Origin of the sequence: Pseudomonas entomophila L48 (assembly GCF_000026105.1) — a bacterium.
In the GTDB taxonomy this organism is placed as follows: Bacteria; Pseudomonadota; Gammaproteobacteria; order Pseudomonadales; family Pseudomonadaceae; genus Aquipseudomonas; species Aquipseudomonas entomophila.
In genome coordinates this window covers 214,005-231,600 of sequence record NC_008027.1, presented here as the reverse complement: position 1 = coordinate 231,600, position 17,596 = coordinate 214,005, and the positions used below count along the sequence as shown (strand labels likewise).

Annotated in this window: 17 protein-coding genes; 7 read left to right on the top strand and 10 right to left on the bottom strand. The window is 64.0% G+C overall.

The window, feature by feature from the left end; genetic code table 11:
• Positions 1-34: 34 nt before the first annotated feature.
• The 8 genes from PSEEN_RS00995 to PSEEN_RS00960 form a co-directional block, all read right to left on the bottom strand.
• The gene (locus PSEEN_RS00995) at positions 35-250 is read right to left on the bottom strand and encodes a TOBE domain-containing protein (protein WP_008095172.1); all 216 of its coding nucleotides are present in this window, start codon (positions 248-250) and stop codon (positions 35-37) included.
• A 30-nt stretch (positions 251-280) separates the two neighbouring features.
• On the bottom strand, positions 281-1,093 hold the full coding sequence (ssuB, locus tag PSEEN_RS00990; RefSeq protein WP_011531649.1) for an aliphatic sulfonates ABC transporter ATP-binding protein: 813 nt from the start codon (positions 1,091-1,093) through the stop codon (positions 281-283).
• Positions 1,093-1,890 carry an aliphatic sulfonate ABC transporter permease SsuC gene (gene ssuC / locus PSEEN_RS00985; RefSeq protein WP_011531648.1) on the bottom strand — a complete coding sequence of 266 codons (798 nt, stop codon included), beginning with the start codon at positions 1,888-1,890 and terminating at the stop codon, positions 1,093-1,095. Before ssuC ends, ssuB begins: the two co-directional genes overlap by 1 nt.
• 11 nt (positions 1,891-1,901) lie before the next feature.
• The gene (gene ssuD, locus PSEEN_RS00980) at positions 1,902-3,050 is read right to left on the bottom strand and encodes an FMNH2-dependent alkanesulfonate monooxygenase (RefSeq protein ID WP_011531647.1); all 1,149 of its coding nucleotides are present in this window, start codon (positions 3,048-3,050) and stop codon (positions 1,902-1,904) included.
• A gap of 59 nt (positions 3,051-3,109) precedes the next feature.
• On the bottom strand, positions 3,110-4,075 hold the full coding sequence (locus PSEEN_RS00975; RefSeq protein WP_011531646.1) for a sulfonate ABC transporter substrate-binding protein: 966 nt from the start codon (positions 4,073-4,075) through the stop codon (positions 3,110-3,112).
• 96 nt (positions 4,076-4,171) lie between these two features.
• Positions 4,172-4,765: an NADPH-dependent FMN reductase gene (gene ssuE / locus PSEEN_RS00970; RefSeq protein ID WP_011531645.1), complete on the bottom strand. Its 594-nt coding sequence runs from the start codon at positions 4,763-4,765 to the stop codon at positions 4,172-4,174.
• Between the two features lie 358 nt (positions 4,766-5,123).
• Complete coding sequence (locus PSEEN_RS00965; RefSeq protein WP_011531644.1) at positions 5,124-5,762, bottom strand: peroxiredoxin; 639 nt, start codon at positions 5,760-5,762, stop codon at positions 5,124-5,126.
• A gap of 164 nt (positions 5,763-5,926) precedes the next feature.
• Positions 5,927-7,279: an OprD family porin gene (locus tag PSEEN_RS00960; RefSeq protein WP_011531643.1), complete on the bottom strand. Its 1,353-nt coding sequence runs from the start codon at positions 7,277-7,279 to the stop codon at positions 5,927-5,929.
• A gap of 619 nt (positions 7,280-7,898) precedes the next feature.
• Here PSEEN_RS00960 and tauA point away from each other — a divergent pair.
• Genes tauA through tauD form a run of 4 tightly spaced genes read left to right on the top strand, consistent with a single transcriptional unit; the run spans position 7,899 to position 11,381 of the window.
• Positions 7,899-8,870 (top strand): taurine ABC transporter substrate-binding protein, encoded by a 972-nt coding sequence (tauA, locus tag PSEEN_RS00955; RefSeq protein WP_011531642.1) that lies wholly within the window; start codon positions 7,899-7,901, stop codon positions 8,868-8,870.
• Between the two features lie 13 nt (positions 8,871-8,883).
• Entirely contained in the window at positions 8,884-9,663 is a 780-nt protein-coding gene (gene tauB, locus PSEEN_RS00950) for a taurine ABC transporter ATP-binding subunit (RefSeq protein ID WP_011531641.1), read from the top strand.
• The gene (gene tauC, locus PSEEN_RS00945) at positions 9,660-10,499 is read left to right on the top strand and encodes a taurine ABC transporter permease TauC (protein ID WP_011531640.1); all 840 of its coding nucleotides are present in this window, start codon (positions 9,660-9,662) and stop codon (positions 10,497-10,499) included. The genes tauB and tauC overlap by 4 nt, the downstream gene beginning before the upstream one ends.
• Positions 10,500-10,547: 48 nt before the next feature.
• Entirely contained in the window at positions 10,548-11,381 is an 834-nt protein-coding gene (tauD, locus tag PSEEN_RS00940) for a taurine dioxygenase (protein ID WP_011531639.1), read from the top strand.
• A 77-nt stretch (positions 11,382-11,458) separates the two neighbouring features.
• On the opposite strand, the gene betT is transcribed toward tauD, so the two are convergent.
• Positions 11,459-13,420, bottom strand: a complete 1,962-nt coding sequence (gene betT, locus PSEEN_RS00935) for a choline transporter BetT (protein ID WP_162042938.1) — start codon at positions 13,418-13,420, stop codon at positions 11,459-11,461.
• 330 nt (positions 13,421-13,750) lie between these two features.
• Entirely contained in the window at positions 13,751-14,683 is a 933-nt protein-coding gene (gene epsC, locus PSEEN_RS00930; RefSeq protein ID WP_011531637.1) for a serine O-acetyltransferase EpsC, read from the bottom strand.
• Positions 14,684-15,033: 350 nt separating this feature from the next.
• On the opposite strand from epsC, the gene tcyJ reads away from it, so the two are divergent.
• From tcyJ to tcyN, 3 genes are read left to right on the top strand one after another with little or no spacing between them, the layout of a single operon-like run.
• Positions 15,034-15,828, top strand: coding sequence for a cystine ABC transporter substrate-binding protein (gene tcyJ, locus PSEEN_RS00925; RefSeq protein WP_011531636.1), 795 nt, complete (start codon positions 15,034-15,036; stop codon positions 15,826-15,828).
• Positions 15,825-16,493, top strand: a complete 669-nt coding sequence (gene tcyL, locus PSEEN_RS00920; protein WP_011531635.1) for a cystine ABC transporter permease — start codon at positions 15,825-15,827, stop codon at positions 16,491-16,493. Before tcyJ ends, tcyL begins: the two co-directional genes overlap by 4 nt.
• A gap of 1 nt (position 16,494) precedes the next feature.
• Positions 16,495-17,256 carry an L-cystine ABC transporter ATP-binding protein TcyN gene (tcyN, locus tag PSEEN_RS00915; protein WP_011531634.1) on the top strand — a complete coding sequence of 254 codons (762 nt, stop codon included), beginning with the start codon at positions 16,495-16,497 and terminating at the stop codon, positions 17,254-17,256.
• Positions 17,257-17,596: the final 340 nt, after the last annotated feature.

Sequence of the window (17,596 nt, the reverse complement as noted above, 5' to 3'; positions counted from 1 at the left end):
GCTGAAGCCGCTCCTACAGGGGCCGAGCAAGGCATCAGAGCTTGGCGATGGACACCTCGGTCGACTTCACGAAGGCGATCACTTCGCTGCCCACCTGCAACTCCAGCTCCTTCACAGAACGGGTGGTAATCACCGAAGTGACAATGCCGGAGGCAGTCTGCACGTCGATTTCCGACAGTACCGGGCCTTCGAGGATTTCTTTCACGGTACCTTTGAACTGGTTGCGTACGTTGATGGCTTTGATGGTCATGGCGTGCTTCCTTTTGCTGGTTTCAGGGGTTCAGTGGGCCCAACGCAGGTGCGTGGGCAAAGGCGCTACAGGTTCCGGCTCGGGCGGTGTGCCCGGGACGGAAAGAACACGGTTGAGCACTTCGCTTTCCAGCGCCGCCAGGCGGTGCGAACCACGCACCCGCGGCCGTGGCAGGTCGACGACCAGGTCCAGGCCGACGGCGCCATCCTCGATCAGGATCACTCGGTCGGCCACGGCGACGGCTTCGCTGACGTCGTGGGTGACCAGCAGCACGGTGAAACCATGCTGGCGCCACAGGCGCTCGATCAGTTGCTGCATCTCGATACGGGTCAGGGCGTCCAGCGCGCCGAGCGGTTCGTCCAGCAGCAGCAGGCGCGGCTGGTGGATCAACGCACGGGCCAGGGCCACCCGTTGTTTCTGGCCACCGGACAAGGCCGCCGGCCATTCATGGGCGCGCTCGGCCAGGCCGACCGCATCCAGCGCTTCCAGGGCGCGGGGCCGCCAGTTGCCGGACAACCCCAGGCCAACGTTGTCGATCACCTTCTTCCAGGGCAGCAGGCGCGCATCCTGGAACATCAGCCGGGTGTCCTCGCGGGCCTCGGCCAGTGGCGCAGCGCCCGCCAGCAGCTCACCGCCGCTGGGTTGGTCGAGCCCGGCCAACAGGCGCAGCAAGGTGCTCTTGCCGCAGCCACTGCGCCCGACGATGGCGACGAACTGACCGGCCGGGATGTGCAAATCGACACCGCGCAGCACTTCACGCTGGCCAAAGGTGCGACGCAGGTCGTTGGCCGCCAGGGGAATGCCACGCAGCAGGCGTGGCGGCTGTTCCTTGAGCACGGTCATCATGCGCCCTCCTTCTTCGCTACCTGGTACGCCGGGTGCCAGCGCAGCCACACACGCTCCAGGCCACGGGCGGCCAGGTCGGCACACTTGCCAAGCACCGCGTACAGGACAATGGCCAACACCACCACGTCGGTCTGCAGGAACTCACGGGCATTCATCGCCAGATAGCCGATGCCGGAGTTGGCCGAGATGGTCTCGGCGACAATCAGCGTCAGCCACATGAACCCGAGGGCAAAACGCACCCCCACCAGGATCGACGGCAGCGCACCCGGCAGGATCACCTGGCGGAACAGCGCGAAACCCGACAGGCCGTAGCTGCGCGCCATCTCCACCAGCGCCGGGTCGACGTTGCGAATGCCGTGGTAGGTGTTCAGGTAGATGGGGAACAGCGTCCCCAGCGCCACCAGGAAGATCTTCGCCGACTCGTCGATACCAAACCACAGGATCACCAGCGGGATCAGCGCCAGGTGCGGCACGTTGCGAATCATCTGCACCGAGCTGTCGAGCAGGCGTTCGCCCCAGCTCGAAAGCCCAGTGATGAAGCCCAGCAACAGCCCCAGGCTGCCGCCGATGAGAAAGCCAAGCCCCGCACGCCAGCCGCTGATGGCCAGGTGGGTCCAGATCTCGCCGCTGCGCACCAGCTCGACCCCGGCGCTCACCACCGCGCTAGGGGCCGGCAGGATGCGGGTCGACAGCCAGCCGGCACTGACCGCCAGTTGCCACACCGCCACCAGCAGGACCGGCAGGGCCCAGGGCGCCAGGCGCTTCGGCCAGGTGGTTGAGGTTGCTCGACTCATGGCCTCGGCCCTCAGCTCTGCGACACGGACTTGGGCAGGATGTCGTTGGCGACCATTTCACCGAACGGGCTGACATAGCCACCGCTTTTCGGCTGCTCCGGGCGTTGCACATCCAGGTGCGGGAACAGCAGCTCGGCGACGCGGTACGACTCTTCCAGGTGGGGGTAGCCGGAGAAGATGAAGGTGTCGATACCCAGGTCCGCATACTCCTTGACCCGCGCCGCGACGGTCGGGCCATCGCCCACCAGCGCGGTGCCGGCACCGCCACGCACCAGGCCGACGCCAGCCCACAGGTTCGGGGCGACCTCCAGCTTGTCACGCTTGCCGCCGTGCAGGGCAGCCATGCGCTGCTGGCCGACCGAGTCGAAGCGCGCCAGCGAGGCCTGGGCGCGGGCGATGGTGTCGTCGTCCAGGTGCGAGATGAGTTTGTCGGCGGCGGCCCAGGCTTCTTCGTTGGTTTCCCGCACGATCACGTGCAGGCGGATACCGAAGCGCACTTCACGGCCTTGAGCTGCGGCCTTCTCGCGCACCTGGGCGATCTTCTCGGCCACGGCGGCCGGCGGCTCGCCCCAGGTCAGGTACAGCTCGACCTGCTCGGCGGCCAGGTCCTGGGCGGCGTCGGACGAGCCACCGAAATACAGCGGCGGGCGCGGTTGCTGGATCGGCGGATAGAGCAGCTTGGCGCCCTTCACCTGGAGGTGCTTGCCGTCGTAGTCGACCACTTCGCCTTCGAGCACCTTGCGCCAGATGCGGGTGAACTCCACCGATGCTTCGTAGCGCTCCTGATGGTTCAGGTGCAGGCCGTCACCGGCCAGCTCGTCCGGGTCGCCACCGGTTACCAGGTTGAACAGCGCGCGGCCATTGGACAGGCGATCCAGGGTGGCCGCCTGGCGCGCCGCCACGGTGGGTGAAATGATCCCCGGGCGCAGGGCGACCAGGAACTTCAGGCGCTCGGTCACCGGGATCAGCGACGCCGCCACCAGCCAGGAGTCCTCGCAGGAACGCCCGGTGGGGATCAGCACGCCGCCGAAACCCAGGCGGTCGGCGGCCTGGGCAATCTGGCTCAGGTAGCCGTGGTCGACGGCGCGGGCGCCTTCGGTGGTGCCCAGGTACTTGCCGTCACCGTGGGTGGGGAGGAACCAGAAGATGTTAAGGCTCATTGGAGTTGTCTCCTCAAGGGTGGCTCAAGCCGGGGCGGCGCCCCGGCGCGGCGAATCGTTCAAGGCGCGCTGGCGACCTTGGTCGGGGGAGTCCAGATCACGTCCTTGATGCTCAAGGGCCTGGGGATCAGCTTCAGGGCCGTGAAGGTGTCGGCGATCTTCTGCTGCGCGGCGATGACTTCCGGGGTCAGCGGCGTGGCGCCGTAACCCTGGCGCTTCACCGAGGTGAGCGTGATCTCGGCGGGCAGGCCGAGCAGCGGCGCGACCTGGTCGGTGACCTGCTGCGGGTTGGCCTGGGACCACTGGCCCACGGCACGCACTTCCTCGACCAGGGTGTTGATCACTGCCGGGTGCTGGGTGGCATAGCCGCGGGTGGCGAGGTAGAACTGGTGGTTGTCGACCAAGTCCTTGCCGTCGCGCAGAACGCGGGCCTGCAGCTGTTGTTCGGCGGCAGCCTGGTACGGGTCCCAGATCACCCAGGCATCCACGCTGCCGCGCTCGAAGGCGGCGCGGGCGTCGGCGGGCGGCAGGTAGACCGGCTGGATGTCGGCGTAGGTGAGGCCGGCGTCCTCGAGGGCGCGGACCAGCAGGTAGTGGACGTTCGAGCCTTTGTTGAAGGCGACTTTCTTGCCCTTGAGCTCCTTCACCGACTGGATCGGCGAGCCCTTGGGTACCAGGATCGCCTCGCTGTGCGGCGCCGGCGGCTCGTAGGCGACGTAGAGCAGGTCGGCACCCGCGGCCTGGGCGAACACCGGCGGTGTTTCACCAGTCACGCCGAAATCGATGGAGCCGACGTTGAGCCCTTCGAGCAGTTGCGGGCCGCCGGGAAATTCGGTCCATTGCACCTGGATACCCTGCTCGGCCAGGCGCTTCTCCAGCGAGCCCTTGGCCTTGAGCAGCACCAGGGTGCCGTATTTCTGGTAACCGATGCGCAGGCTCTCGGCCTGGGCTTGGGTGATGGCGCCGAAGGACACAGCCGCCGCAAACAGGGCGACCAGACCGCGACGCAAGAAGACTGTGCGCATGGCGCTCTCCTGTGCGAGTGAGGTTCGGGTAGCACCTGCTTGCCTCGTTGGCGGGCGAGTAAGGTGGGAACAGCGATGAAGCGGTGATGGCCGGGTTCAGATGCTCCAGCGGGCACTGATCAGGCGTTCGTTGAGCACGCCGGGGGCGACGGGCCGAGGCCGGCGCGCCAAGGCGCTGTGGAACGTTTCCAGCGAATCCTGCAGGCGCTGCTCGAGGGCAGGCGCCAGTTGCGCGGGCTTGCTGCCTTCGCCGTAGGCGATCTGGCCGTCGTCGGCGAAGATCCCTTGCAGGGTCTCCTGCGCCTTGAGGGCCGAGAGCACGGGCTTGAGCGCGTAGTCCACGGCAAGCATGTGGGCGATGCTGCCGCCAGTGGCGATCGGCAGTACCACTTTGTGTTCCAGGGCGCGCTCGGGCAGCAGGTCGAGCAGGGTCTTCAGCGCGCCGGCGAACGATGCCTTGTATACCGGGGTGGCAACCACCAGGCCGTCGGCCTGGGCCACCAGTTCGTTGAAATGGCGCACCTGCGGGCTGTCGAAACGCGCATGGAGCAGGTCCTCGGCGGGGAATTCCCGCACCTGGAAGGTCACCACCTCGACGCCGCGCTCCTGCAGCCAGTCGCGCGAGCGCTCTAGCAGCACGCCGGAGCGTGAACGAAGACTGGGGCTACCACCGACAGAAACAACCAGCATTGAAAGCGCTTCCTTCGATTCGATTGCAGGGCCGCGAGGGATTGGCCCCGCTGGATGGAAGTGACATTAACAGCTCGTCACATATATCCATAAATCATATTTTTTTATTTGTTTATTCCATTAAGAGATATTTGATGCTCTTCTCTGTAGGAGCGGCCTTGTGCCGCGAAAGGGCCGCAAAGCGGCCCCGGCGATATGTGCATTGACTCTGAAATCCTGGGGGTGCTGTACACCCCTTTCGCGGCACAAGGCCGCTCCTACACGGGGCAGTGCAGACCTTTTCGGCGGGCATAAAAAAGGGCCGTCGAAACGGCCCGAAGATCCCTGCTTGGCTAAGAGCAATACAACGAGGAATTCCTTAACGATTCGGTTGCGGGGTCAGGCGCAGATAGGGTTTTACCGCCCGGTACCCTTTCGGGAAGCGCTGCTTGATCTCATCTTCGTCCTTCAGCGACGGCACGATCACCACTTCGTCGCCGTCCTGCCAGTTGCCTGGGGTGGCGACCTTGTAGTTGTCGGTCAGTTGCAACGAGTCGATCACCCGCAGGATCTCGTTGAAGTTGCGCCCGGTACTGGCCGGATAGGTGATGGTCAGGCGCACCTTCTTGTTCGGGTCGATGACGAACAGCGAGCGCACGGTAAGCGTGTCGCTGGCGTTGGGGTGGATCAGGTCGTAGAGGTCGGAGACCTTGCGGTCGGCGTCGGCGATGATCGGGAAGTTGACCACGGTGTTCTGGGTCTCGTTGATGTCATCGATCCACTTGTGGTGCGAGTCGACCGGGTCCACCGACAGGGCGATGGCTTTCACCCCGCGCTTGGCGAAGTCATCCTTGAGCTTGGCGGTCAGGCCCAGCTCGGTGGTGCACACCGGGGTGAAGTCGGCCGGGTGGGAGAACAGCACGCCCCAGCTGTTGCCCAGCCATTCGTGGAAGCGGATCTTGCCGGCGCTGGAATCCTGTTCGAAATCGGGGGCGATATCGCCGAGTTTGAGGCTCATGTAAGCGGCTCCTGTGCTGTGTCTGGCCTGATGGGTTCAATGTGCCTGCTTCCGAATAAAAATAAAAAGAATAAATATCGATTTATTTATAACCAGAATACATACGAAATGGCAGGCACAAAAAAGCCTCGCACTAGGCGAGGCTTTTCGTGTGCAGCTACGACTTACATGAAGGCGTAAGTGTAGTTCACGATGAAGCGAGTCTGATCCTGGTCGTTCGCGGAGCCCGAACCGGTACCACGGTAGACACCCTGGCGCAGGCTGAAGCCCAGACCCTTGAGGGCACCTTCCTGCAGGACGTAATCGACACGCGCGTCACGTTCCCACTCACTGAAGGTGCCGTGGCCATTGGTGGCACGACCATCTTCACCACGCAGGTAGGCAACCGATGCTTTCAGGCCCGGCACGCCCAGACGAGCGAAGTCGTAGGAGTACTGACCGAAGGTGGTGTTTTCACCGGCCTTGGCGAACTGGTTGATCATGCTGTCGGTGAACAGGTAGAAGCTCGCGCCGCCATTACCTTCCAACGGAGAGGTGGAGCCGTCCTTGCGCACGTTGCCTTGGTTCAGCCAGACAAAGCCGCCATCATCGCTGACCTGCTGATGACCCAGCATCAGCGCGTGGCCACCCAAGGTGTAGGTGAACATGGCCGACCAGGTCTTGTTGTCGACTTCGCCGGTGTGCTTGGCGTAGCCGCCGTTGTTACCGAAGTTGTAGCCGTTACCGCTGCCATTCTTGCCGTCGCTGCTGCTGTCAAAGTAGCGCAGATCGGTTTTGAACGACTGATCGTCAGCGATCTTGAAGACGTGGGTAGCACCCAGGAAGTGCTGCTTGTAGAAGTCTTCCAGGTTCGAGTAGTAGTACTGCAGGGTCAGGTCAGGCGTGAGCTTGTAGTCCAGGCCACCGAAACGGAACTTGTTGCTGTCGCGGTACGCGCCCTGCACGGACAGCCCGGTACGATTGCTCGAAGCACGACCCATTGCGTGGGTCAGTTGACCGGCATTGATGGTCAGGTTGTCGATTTCCTTGGAGGTGACGATGCCACCCTCGAAGGTTTGCGGCAGCAGACGGCCATCGTTGGAAACGAGGATTGGCAGGTTCGGAGCGAGAGCGCTACCGAAATGGGCTTCAGTCTTCGAGAAACGAGCCTTGGCGTTGGCACCGAAGCGGGCCCACTGGGCCACCGAGGAACCATTGCTGTCGCTCGGCATGAAGGTACTGCCATCCTGGTGGTAACCCTTGCCACCATCCAGGTGGATGCCCCACAGAGCCTGTGCATCAACACCAAAGCCTACGGTGCCTTGGGTGAAGCCAGAGATGTAGTCAAGCTTGAAACCTTGACCCGACTCACGCACATCAGGGCGTGGCTTGCTGCCAGGCGCTTCACGGTTGTCGTTGTTGAAGTACATGGTGCGCGAGCTCACGGACAGCTTGCTGTCCTCGATGAAACCTGCAGCGCCTGCTTGTTGGGCGAGAACCCCCAGTGCCACGGCCAGGGCCAGGCTGGACTTGTACATGCTTTGCTCCTCTACGTTCTAATTTTTGTGCGTCTCAAGCGGCGGAATCTTCTGCCCCACTCGCCCGGATTGGCGATTTAGCACCAAAGCGTGACCGCCAAGTCAATCGTTGACGGCCCAATTGCGACTTTGGTCTAACCCGCAACCTGCGCTACAGGATAATGACAATCCTATAAATCCAAAATGACCGTTTTATGAATCTGTAAGATTTTTACGGAATAACATTGGAACCTTTACAGCCATTCGATGTATCGACGCTGTCAATCATACCTTTAGGTTATGTGCAAACGTTTGCCGTAGAGCGGGCCGCTGCCAGCCCAGGCGGAGCCGAAAAAGGCTAGCAGGGAACCCGGATTCCGCCAGTCGGCCTGTAGGAGCGGCTTTAGCCGCGATGCAGGCGCCGCAGTATCCGGCACCCGCTTCGCGGGTGATCGCGGCTGAAGCCGCTCCTACAGAAGTCGCATCCGATCAATGGGTTGGGTTTTGTTCCCTGGAAACCAGCCATGCTCAGAGCATTTGGCTTTTAAGCTAATGCAAAAAGGTTATTTATTTTTAATTTCTTAGATCATCTAGTCTTCTCGCCATCCATACCCCCATTTGCCTGACGAGAGGTTCAACCATGATCCCGCATGCTCCGCTGCGCCTGTTCGCCGCCCTGACCCTCGCCAGCGCCAGCTGGTTGGCCCAGGCCGCCGACCTGACCGTCGCCTACCAGACCACCGTCGACCCGGCCAAAGTAGCCCAGGTCGATGGCACCTATGAAAAGGACAGCAAGGCCAGCATCGACTGGCGCAAGTTCGACAACGGCGCCGACGTGATCACCGCCGTGGCCTCGGGCGACGTGCAGATCGGCTACCTCGGCTCCAGCCCGCTGGCCGCCGCCGCCACCCGCAAGCTGCCGGTCGAGACCTTCCTGATCGCCACCCAGATCGGCGCCGGCGAGGCGCTGGTCGCCCGCGACAGCATCAAGACCCCGCAGGACCTGATCGGCAAGAAAGTCGCCGTGCCTTTCGTCTCCACCGGCCACTACAGCCTGCTGGCCGCGTTGAAGGCCTGGAACATCGAGCCCTCGAAGGTGCAGATCCTCAACCTGACGCCACCGGCGATCATCGCCGCCTGGAAGCGTGGCGACATCGACGCCACCTACGTCTGGGACCCGGCGCTGGGCGTAGCCAAGGAGAACGGCAAGGTGCTGATCACCTCCGGCGAGCTGGCCGAGAAAGGCGCCCCGACCTTCGACGCCTGGATCGTGCGCAAGGACTTCGCCGCCAAGCACCCCGAGATCGTCAAGTCGTTCGCCAAGGTGACCCTGGACGCCTACGCCGACTACCGCAAGGATCCTCAGGCCTGGTTGGCCGACAAGGACAACGTCGCCAAGCTGGTCAAGCTGTCCGGCGCCAAGCCGGCTGACATCCCGGTGCTGCTGCAAGGCAACGTCTATCCACTGGCCGCCGACCAGGCCAGCGCATTGGGCGCGCCGACCACCCAGGCACTGACCGACACCGCCACCTTCCTCAAGCAGCAAGGCAAGGTCGAAGCCGTGCTGCCGGACTACTCGCCCTACGTCAGCGCCCAATACCTGCCCAACTGATCCGGAGCCTGTCATGGCCTTGCTTGAACTGGAGCGCATCAGCGCACAGTACCCCGGCGCCTCCACCCCGGTGCTGGCCGACATCAACCTGAGCCTCGGGCCACGCCAGCTGCTGGTGGCCCTCGGGCCTTCCGGCAGCGGCAAGACTTCGCTGCTCAACCTGATCGCCGGGTTCGTCGCCCCCAGCGGCGGGCGCATCACCCTCGATGGCGCGCCGGTGCAAGGCCCCGGCGCCGAGCGCGGCGTGGTGTTCCAGGACGATGCCCTGCTGCCCTGGCAGGATGTGCTGGCCAACGTCGCCTTCGGCCTGGAGCTGGCCGGCGTGCCCCGCGCCCAGCGCGAAGCCAAGGCCCGCGAGATGCTGGCGCTGGTCGACCTGGCGGGCTTCGCCGAACGGCGTATCTGGCAGCTCTCGGGCGGGCAGAAACAGCGCGTGGGCCTGGCCCGTGCGCTGGCCGCCGACCCTCGGGTGCTGCTGATGGACGAGCCCTTCGGTGCCCTCGACGCTTTCACCCGTGAACAGATGCAAGAACTGCTGTTGCAGGTGTGGCAGCGCACCGCCAAGCCGGTGTTCCTGATCACCCACGACATTGAAGAAGCGGTGTTCCTCGCCACCGAGCTGGTGCTCCTGGCGCCCAACCCCGGGCGTGTGGTCGAGCGCCTGCAACTGGACTTCGGCCAGCGCTATGCGGCTGGCGAGTCGGCCCGAGCGATCAAGTCCGATCCCCGCTTCATCGAAACCCGCGAGCACGTGCTGGCACGGGTATTCTCGCAACGCCAGGAGTCCGCATGAGCAGCATCGAATTGCCGGCCGCCGCCAAGCAGGCACAACGGACGCAACCTGCAGTGAAACCCCGCAAACCCTTGCCGACCCGCTGGATCAGCACCCTGACCCTCGCCACCCTGCTGCTGGCCTGGTGGCTGGTGACAGCCGCCGGCTGGATCGAACCACTGTTCCTGCCGCCGCCCGGCGACATCCTGGCCAAGGGCTGGACCCTGCTCACCCAAGGCTACATGGACGCCAGCCTGTGGCAGCACCTGGGCGCCAGCCTCGGCCGCATCGGCCTGGCCCTGCTGGCCGCGACGCTCACCGCCATCCCGGTAGGCCTGGCCATCGGCTACAACCGCGTCGCCCGCGGCATCCTCGACCCGCTGATCGAGTTCTACCGGCCGATCCCGCCGCTGGCCTACCTGCCGCTGATCGTGATCTGGTGCGGCATCGGCGAGCTGTCGAAAGTGCTGCTGATCTACCTGGCGATCTTCGCCCCGATCGCCATCGCCACCGCCACCGGCGTGCGCACCGTCGACCCGGCCAAGTTGCGCGCCGCCCAGTCGCTGGGCGCCACCCAGGCCCAGCTGATTCGCCACGTGATCCTGCCCAGCGCCCTGCCCGACATCCTCACCGGCATCCGCATCGGGCTGGGCGTGGGCTGGTCGACCCTGGTCGCCGCCGAACTGATCGCCGCCACCAGCGGCCTGGGCTTCATGGTGCAGTCGGCGGCGCAGTTCCTGGTCACCGATGTGGTGGTGCTGGGGATCCTGCTGATCGCGCTTATCGCCTTTGCCCTGGAGATGGGCCTGCGCGCCCTGCAACGCAAGCTGGTGCCCTGGCACGGGCAGAGCCATTGATAGCCGAATGACCACGCCGGCAACCCGGCACCTGGAACGAGAAATGACATGAGCCTGACCGTAACCCCTCTCAGCCCGGCCCTCGGCGCGCAGATCAGCGGCGTGGACATCAGCCGCGAGATCACCGTCGAACAGCGCGACGCCATCGAACAGGCGCTGCTCCAGCATCAGGTGCTGTTCTTCCGCGACCAGCCGATCACCCCCGAGCAACAGGCGCGTTTCGCCGCACGCTTCGGTGACCTGCACATCCACCCGATCTACCCCAACGTGCCGGAAACGCCGCAGGTGCTGATCCTCGACACGGCGGTCACCGACGTGCGCGACAACGCCGTGTGGCACACCGACGTGACCTTTCTGCCGACGCCCGCGTTGGGCGCGGTGCTCAGTGCCAAACAGTTGCCGGCCTATGGTGGCGATACTTTGTGGGCCAGCGGCATCGCCGCCTTCGAAGCACTGTCGGCGCCGCTGCGCGAGATGCTCGATGGGCTGACCGCCACCCACGACTTCACCAAATCCTTCCCACTGGAGCGCTTCGGCACAACGCCTGAAGACCTGGCGCGCTGGGAAGCCACCCGGCGCAACAACCCGCCGCTGTCGCACCCGGTGGTGCGCACTCATCCGGTCAGCGGGCGCAAGGCGTTGTTCGTCAATGAAGGGTTCACCACGCGTATCAACGAGCTGAACGAGCAGGAGAGCGAGGCGTTGCTCAAGCTGCTGTTCGCCCATGCGACGCGGCCGGAGTTCAGCATTCGCTGGCGTTGGCAGGAGAACGACGTGGCGTTCTGGGACAACCGCGTGACGCAGCATTTCGCGGTGGATGACTACCGGCCGAGCCGGCGGGTGATGCATCGGGCGACCATCCTGGGGGATGCGCCGTTCTGACCGACCGTGGGGTGCGTTCGCCGGCAAGCCGGCTCCTACGAGACCTGTAGGAGCCGGCTTGCCGGCGAACGGCCGATCTAGCGAACCAGATGCAGGTACTGCATGTGCCGCTCGTACTGGTCGAGGATGTCGTTGATGATCTGCTCCTTGCTGTAGCCCACCAGGTCGTAGTTCTGGCTGCCTTCGCTCAGGTGCACTTCCGCCCTGTAATAACGGCGGTTCTTCAACTCCTGGGTACCCAACCCACCCAGCGCGAACGAAGGCGTGAAGTACCCACGCATCTGCACCAGGTAGATGAACGGCTGCTCCTCGCCATGGCCGATCTTCAAGCTGACGTTGTCGTGGCTCGGGTCATCCTGGGTGATCAGCACCAGCCCCTTCTGCTCGAACACCTCGCGCACCTCGGCGATCGCTGGGCGCACCACGTCATCCATGAAGCGATACACCTCGTCCCGCGACGGGAAGTGCACCGCCTGGCTCAGGCGCTGGCGCCAGCCGCCGCGCCCGCGACGCGACTGGGCGAACGGCGCCAGCGAGTGCATCTGCGCGATCTGCCGCTGGCTCTCCAGGTAGAAGGCCTTGTGCAGCCCCCACATCATGCACAGCAGGATCAACGAGAACGGCAGCGAGGTCAGCACCACCGCCGACTTCAGCGAATCGATGCTGCCGGCGAACAAGAGGCCGCCGGTGATCAGCGCGGTCATTGCGCCCCAGAAGATCCGCAGCCAGTTCGGCCCATCCTCGTCGGCGCCGCCGCCCTTGGCCGACAGCGTCGACAGCACCACGGTGCCGGAGTCGGCCGAGGTGACGAAGAACACGAAGCTGATGAACACCGTCACGGCGATCACCGTCTTGCTCCAGGGGTAGGTTTCCAGCAGCAGGTACAAGCTCATCGACGGGTTGTCGAGGGCCGCCTGGCCGAGGGCGGTCATGCCGTGGTCGAGCACCTGGGTCATGGCGCTGTTGCCGAAGATCGACATCCACGCCAGGGTGAAGCCCAGCGGGATCAACAGCACACCGAAGACGAACTCGCGGATGGTGCGCCCGCGCGAGATGCGCGCGATGAACAGCCCCACGAACGGCGCCCAGGCAATCCACCAGGCCCAGTAGAACACCGTCCAGCCACCCAGCCAGTCGCGGTTCTCGCCATAGGCGTACACATCGAAGCTCTTGCGCGGCAAGGCACCGAGGTAGTCGCCGAGGTTCTGGATCAAGGTATTGAACAGGTGCTGGGTGGGGCCGGCGAACAGCACGAACAGCAGCAGCGCGCAGGCCAGGAACAGGTTGATGTCGCTCATCACCCGCACACCCTTCTCCACCCCGGCGACCGCCACGGCCACCGCCGCGCCCATCATCAGGACGATCAGCAGCACCTGCACCCACTGGCTGTGGCTGATGCCGAACAGGTAGTCGAGGCCGGCGTTCAGGTGCAGCACGCCAAAGCCCATGTCGGCGCCCAGGCCGAACACCGTGGCGATGATGCCGAAGCCGTCCACCGCATAGCCGATCGGGCCGTTGATACGCTTGCCGATCAACGGGTACAGCGCCGAACGCAGGGCCAGCGGCAGGTTGTGGCGGTAGGCAAAGTAGGCCAGCGCCATGCCGACGAAGGCGAACACGCCCCAGCCATGCAGGCCCCAGTGCAGGAACAGGATCTGCATCGCCTGGCGCCCGGCCTCGGCCGTGCCCGCTTCGCCTTGCGGTGGCTGCAGCATATGGGTCAGCGGCTCGGAGACGCAGAAGAAGAACAGGGTGATGCTGATGCCGGCGGCGAACAGCATGCCGGCCCAGGACAGGTAGCTGAACTCGGGCTCGTCGTGGTCGGCACCGAGCTTGAGCTTGCCGTAGCCGGACAAGGCGGTGACCACCACGAAGACCAGGTACAGGGTCATGGCCAGCATGTAGTACCAGCCGACGGTGTTGGCCGCCCAGTTCTGCGCCGCCAGCAACCATTCGCCCGCCGCTTGGGGCTGGGCGATGACCACCAGGCCGAAAATGAGGATGAAACTGGCCGCGAAGTAGAACACGGGGGGGTTCATGCGGATCTTGCCGTTGGCAAGCTCGGGGGTCGGTGCACTCATTGAACGGGCACCTCGTCGAAGGACGTGAGGTTCGGATTGAACGGGTTCAGCAAAGGCGATTCCTCCTTTTGAACACCGGCAATGGACCAGCGTTTTTCGTTGAACAAGCGTTCAAGTTAAACATGGATCGGCCTTCAATGCGACCCGATGTCGCTGGGTGGGGGCCTGGCGGGGTTGCATTGCAGCCCTTCGCTGGTAAGCCAGATCCTACGGTCTAGGCGGGTTTACGCTACACGCAGGAGCCGGCTTGCCGGCGAACAAATCAGAAAAGCCAACAGCAATGCTAGGTCAATTCTTGTCCTGGCAATCGAGCTGCAGGTTGGCCTGGGTGATGTTGCTGTCAGCCGGCACGCTGCGGGTCAGCCACACGTTGCCGCCAATGGTCGAGCCCTTGCCGATGGTGATCCGCCCAAGAATGGTCGCACCGGCATAGATCACCACGTCGTCCTCGACAATCGGGTGGCGCGCCAGGCCCTTGTGCAGGGTGCCCGACTCGTCGCTGGGGAAGCGCTTGGCGCCCAGGGTCACGGCCTGGTAGATGCGCACCCGCTCGCCGATGATCGCGGTCTCGCCGATCACCACGCCAGTGCCATGGTCGATGAAGAAGCTCTGGCCGATACGCGCGCCGGGGTGGATGTCGATACCGGTGGCCGAGTGCGCCAGCTCCGAGCTGATCCGCGCCAGCAACGGCAGGCCGGCCTGGTACAGGTGGTGGGCCAGGCGGTGGTGGATGATCGCCAGGATGCCGGGATAGCACAGCAGCACTTCATCGACGCTGCGCGCCGCCGGGTCACCGTGGTAGGCGGCCAGCACGTCGGTGTCGAGCAGCACGCGCAGGGCCGGCAGGGCTGCGGCGAAATCCTGGATCAGGCGCAGGGCGTGGCTGTCGACATCGGTGACCTCGGTCTTGCCATGGCGTGCGGCGTAACGCAGCTCCAGGCGGGCCTGGGCCAGCAGGGCGGTGAGCGCGGCGTCGAGGGTGTGGCCAACGTAGAAGTCCTCGCTCTCTTCACGCAGGTCCACCGGGCCCAGGCGCATGGGGAACAATGCACCGCACAACTGCTCGAGAATCTGCCGCATCGCCTCGCGCGACGGCAGCTCGCGCCCGCCCTGCTCGCCACTGCTGCGGCCATTGCGGCTGCGCCACTGTTCACGGGCACTGCGCAGGCCGCTGACGATGCCCTGCAACTGCCAATGCCCTGTTGATGGTTGTTCGCTCACGGTGTTTCTCCTGCCAGGCGGCTTTCTCGGTATGCACACGTTCCCTGTAGGAGCGGCCTTGTGCCGCGAAGGGGCCGCAGATCTTTGCGCGGAAGCATCTGTCGACGGGGCCACTACGCGGCCCTTTCGCGGCACAAGGCCGCTCCTACAGGGGAGGGTGTAAGCCAAGATACGTCAAATCTGCCTCTTGGAAAAAACAACGCTTTATTCCATCCTGAGCTAAGTCGGGCATAAGCCATTGCATTTGGCAAAATGGGAATAACAACCTGATTTTTTATTATTTCCCGACCTATAAAGCCCACCTCTATAGTCGCCACCTCACTACTTCCACAACAAGCGCGGGGCCTGCCATGACCAAATTCGCCAAACCCCTTCTCAACGCCAGCCTGGCGCTCCTGCTCGGCGCCGGCCTGCTCGGCCAGGCCTTTGCCGGCGAGCAACTGAAGACCATCCAGGAAAAAGGCGTGATCAACGTCGGCCTGGAAGGCACCTACCCACCGTTCAGCTTCCAGGACGAGAACGGCAAGCTGGCCGGTTTCGAGGTCGAACTGTCCGAGCTGCTGGCCAAGGAGCTGGGGGTCAAGGCCAAGGTCCAGCCGACCAAATGGGATGGCATCCTCGCCGCCCTGGAATCCAAGCGCCTGGACGTGGTGATCAACCAGGTCACCATCTCCGAAGAGCGCAAGAAGAAGTACGATTTCTCCGAGCCCTACACCATCTCCGGCATCCAGGCGCTGATCCTGAAGAAGAAGGCCGAGCAGCTGAACATCAAGACCGCGCAGGACCTGGCCGGCAAGAAAGTCGGCGTGGGCCTGGGCACCAACTACGAGCAATGGGTGAAGCAGGACGTACCGAAAGCCGAAGTACGCACCTATGAAGACGACCCGACCAAGTTCGCCGACCTGCGCAACGGCCGCATCGACGCCATCCTGATCGACCGCCTGGCCGCGCTGGAATACGCGCAGAAAGCCAAGGACACCGAACTCGCCGGCGCCCCGTTCTCGCGCCTGGAAAGCGGCGTGGCCCTGCGCAAGGGCGAGCCTGAACTGCTCGAGGCACTGAACAAGGCCATCGACAAGCTCAAGGCCGACGGCACGCTGGCCAAGCTGTCCGAGAAATACTTCGGTGCCGATGTCACCAAATGATCGCTGAAAGCCTGCAACTCGTTGTCGACTCCGTGCCCTTCCTGTTGAAGGGCGCGGGTTATACCGTGCTGCTCAGCGTCGGCGGCATGTTCTTCGGCCTGGTGCTGGGCTTTGCCCTGGCACTGATGCGGCTGTCGAAGATCCTGCCGCTGGACTGGCTGGCGCGCATCTACGTGTCGTTCTTCCGGGGCACGCCGCTGCTGGTGCAGCTGTTCGTGATCTATTTCGGCCTGCCGCAGATCGGTATCGAGCTCGACCCGATCCCCGCGTCGCTGATCGGCCTTTCGCTGAACATGGCCGCGTACATCTGCGAAATCCTCCGCGCCGCGATTTCCTCGATAGACCGTGGCCAGTGGGAAGCGGCGGCCAGCATCGGCATGACCCGCACCCAGGCCATGCGCCGGGCGATCCTGCCGCAGGCCTTGCGCACTGCGCTGCCGCCTCTCGGTAACAGCTTCATCTCGCTGGTCAAGGACACCGCCCTGGCGGCGACCATCCAGGTGCCCGAGCTGTTCCGCCAGGCGCAGTTGATCACCGCCCGGACCTTCGAGGTCTTCACCATGTACCTGGCTGTCGCGGTGGTCTACTGGATCCTCTGCAGCATCCTGGCGCACTTCCAGAACCGCATGGAAGCGCGGGTCAACCAGCACGACCAGGAGCACTGAGATGATTGTAGTAGAGGGCCTGACCAAACGGTTCAAGGGCCAGACCGTGCTCAACGGCATCGACCTGACCGTGCAGCCCGGTGAAGTGGTGGCCATCATCGGCCCCAGCGGCTCGGGCAAGACCACCTTCCTGCGCTGCCTGAACCTGCTGGAAACCCCCGATGCCGGGCGTATCCAGATCGGCGACATCACCATCGATGCCGGGCGCCCTTTGGGTGGCCAGCAGAGTGCGATCCGCCGCCTGCGCCAGCAGGCCGGGTTCGTGTTCCAGAACTTCAACCTGTTCCCCCACCGCACCGCCCTGGACAACGTCATCGAAGGGCCGGTGATCGTCAAGAAGACGCCACGCGAACAAGCCATCGAACTGGGCAGGCGCCTGCTGGCCAAGGTCGGCCTGGCGGGCAAGGAAGACGCCTACCCCCGGCGGCTGTCCGGTGGCCAGCAGCAACGGGTGGCCATCGCCCGCGCCCTGGCCATGGAGCCGGAGGTGATCCTCTTCGACGAGCCCACCTCGGCGCTCGACCCCGAACTGGTGGGGGAAGTGTTGGCGACCATCCGCGGCCTGGCCGAGGAGAAACGCACGATGATCATCGTCACCCACGAGATGAGCTTTGCTCGCGACGTGGCCAACCGGGTGATCTTCTTCGACAAGGGTGTGATCGTCGAGCAGGGTGAGGCCAAGGCGCTGTTCGCCAATCCAAAGGAAGAGCGCACCCGGCAGTTCCTGCGCAAGTTCCTCGGGACCGCTGCCGCGCAGGACTGAACTCCAGCGTTGTCCTCTTCGCGGGCAAGCCCCACCTCAAGCCTAGCGCGATCCTTGTGGGAGCGGCCTCGTGTCGCGATAGGGCTGCGCAGCGGCCCCAGGATCTCAGTGTCGATGCAATGATCGCTGGGGCCGCTTTGCGGCCCTATCGCGACACAAGGCCGCTCCCACAAGGGCAAACGTAAACTACGAATTCTCTGTTAGGCAGTTGCTCCCATAGGTTCAGCAAGACACCTGCAGGAGTGGACTTGCACGCGAATGCGTTGGCGCATCCGGAAAAAATCTCGACTTCTATAGATATTCCAAATAGTTAGTTCATAAAACTTTTATAAACGAATAG

What these genes read in the sequence shown, in the direction of transcription:
- PSEEN_RS00995 (WP_008095172.1), bottom strand. Translation starts at nt 250, where the DNA reads ATGACCATCAAAGCCATCAACGTACGCAACCAGTTCAAAGGTACCGTG.
- ssuB (WP_011531649.1), bottom strand. Translation starts at nt 1,093, where the DNA reads ATGACCGTGCTCAAGGAACAGCCGCCACGCCTGCTGCGTGGCATTCCC.
- ssuC (WP_011531648.1), bottom strand. Translation starts at nt 1,890, where the DNA reads ATGAGTCGAGCAACCTCAACCACCTGGCCGAAGCGCCTGGCGCCCTGG.
- ssuD (WP_011531647.1), bottom strand. Translation starts at nt 3,050, where the DNA reads ATGAGCCTTAACATCTTCTGGTTCCTCCCCACCCACGGTGACGGCAAG.
- PSEEN_RS00975 (WP_011531646.1), bottom strand. Translation starts at nt 4,075, where the DNA reads ATGCGCACAGTCTTCTTGCGTCGCGGTCTGGTCGCCCTGTTTGCGGCG.
- ssuE (WP_011531645.1), bottom strand. Translation starts at nt 4,765, where the DNA reads ATGCTGGTTGTTTCTGTCGGTGGTAGCCCCAGTCTTCGTTCACGCTCC.
- PSEEN_RS00965 (WP_011531644.1), bottom strand. Translation starts at nt 5,762, where the DNA reads ATGAGCCTCAAACTCGGCGATATCGCCCCCGATTTCGAACAGGATTCC.
- PSEEN_RS00960 (WP_011531643.1), bottom strand. Translation starts at nt 7,279, where the DNA reads ATGTACAAGTCCAGCCTGGCCCTGGCCGTGGCACTGGGGGTTCTCGCC.
- tauA (WP_011531642.1), top strand. Translation starts at nt 7,899, where the DNA reads ATGATCCCGCATGCTCCGCTGCGCCTGTTCGCCGCCCTGACCCTCGCC.
- tauB (WP_011531641.1), top strand. Translation starts at nt 8,884, where the DNA reads ATGGCCTTGCTTGAACTGGAGCGCATCAGCGCACAGTACCCCGGCGCC.
- tauC (WP_011531640.1), top strand. Translation starts at nt 9,660, where the DNA reads ATGAGCAGCATCGAATTGCCGGCCGCCGCCAAGCAGGCACAACGGACG.
- tauD (WP_011531639.1), top strand. Translation starts at nt 10,548, where the DNA reads ATGAGCCTGACCGTAACCCCTCTCAGCCCGGCCCTCGGCGCGCAGATC.
- betT (WP_162042938.1), bottom strand. Translation starts at nt 13,420, where the DNA reads ATGAACCCCCCCGTGTTCTACTTCGCGGCCAGTTTCATCCTCATTTTC.
- tcyJ (WP_011531636.1), top strand. Translation starts at nt 15,034, where the DNA reads ATGACCAAATTCGCCAAACCCCTTCTCAACGCCAGCCTGGCGCTCCTG.
- tcyL (WP_011531635.1), top strand. Translation starts at nt 15,825, where the DNA reads ATGATCGCTGAAAGCCTGCAACTCGTTGTCGACTCCGTGCCCTTCCTG.
- tcyN (WP_011531634.1), top strand. Translation starts at nt 16,495, where the DNA reads ATGATTGTAGTAGAGGGCCTGACCAAACGGTTCAAGGGCCAGACCGTG.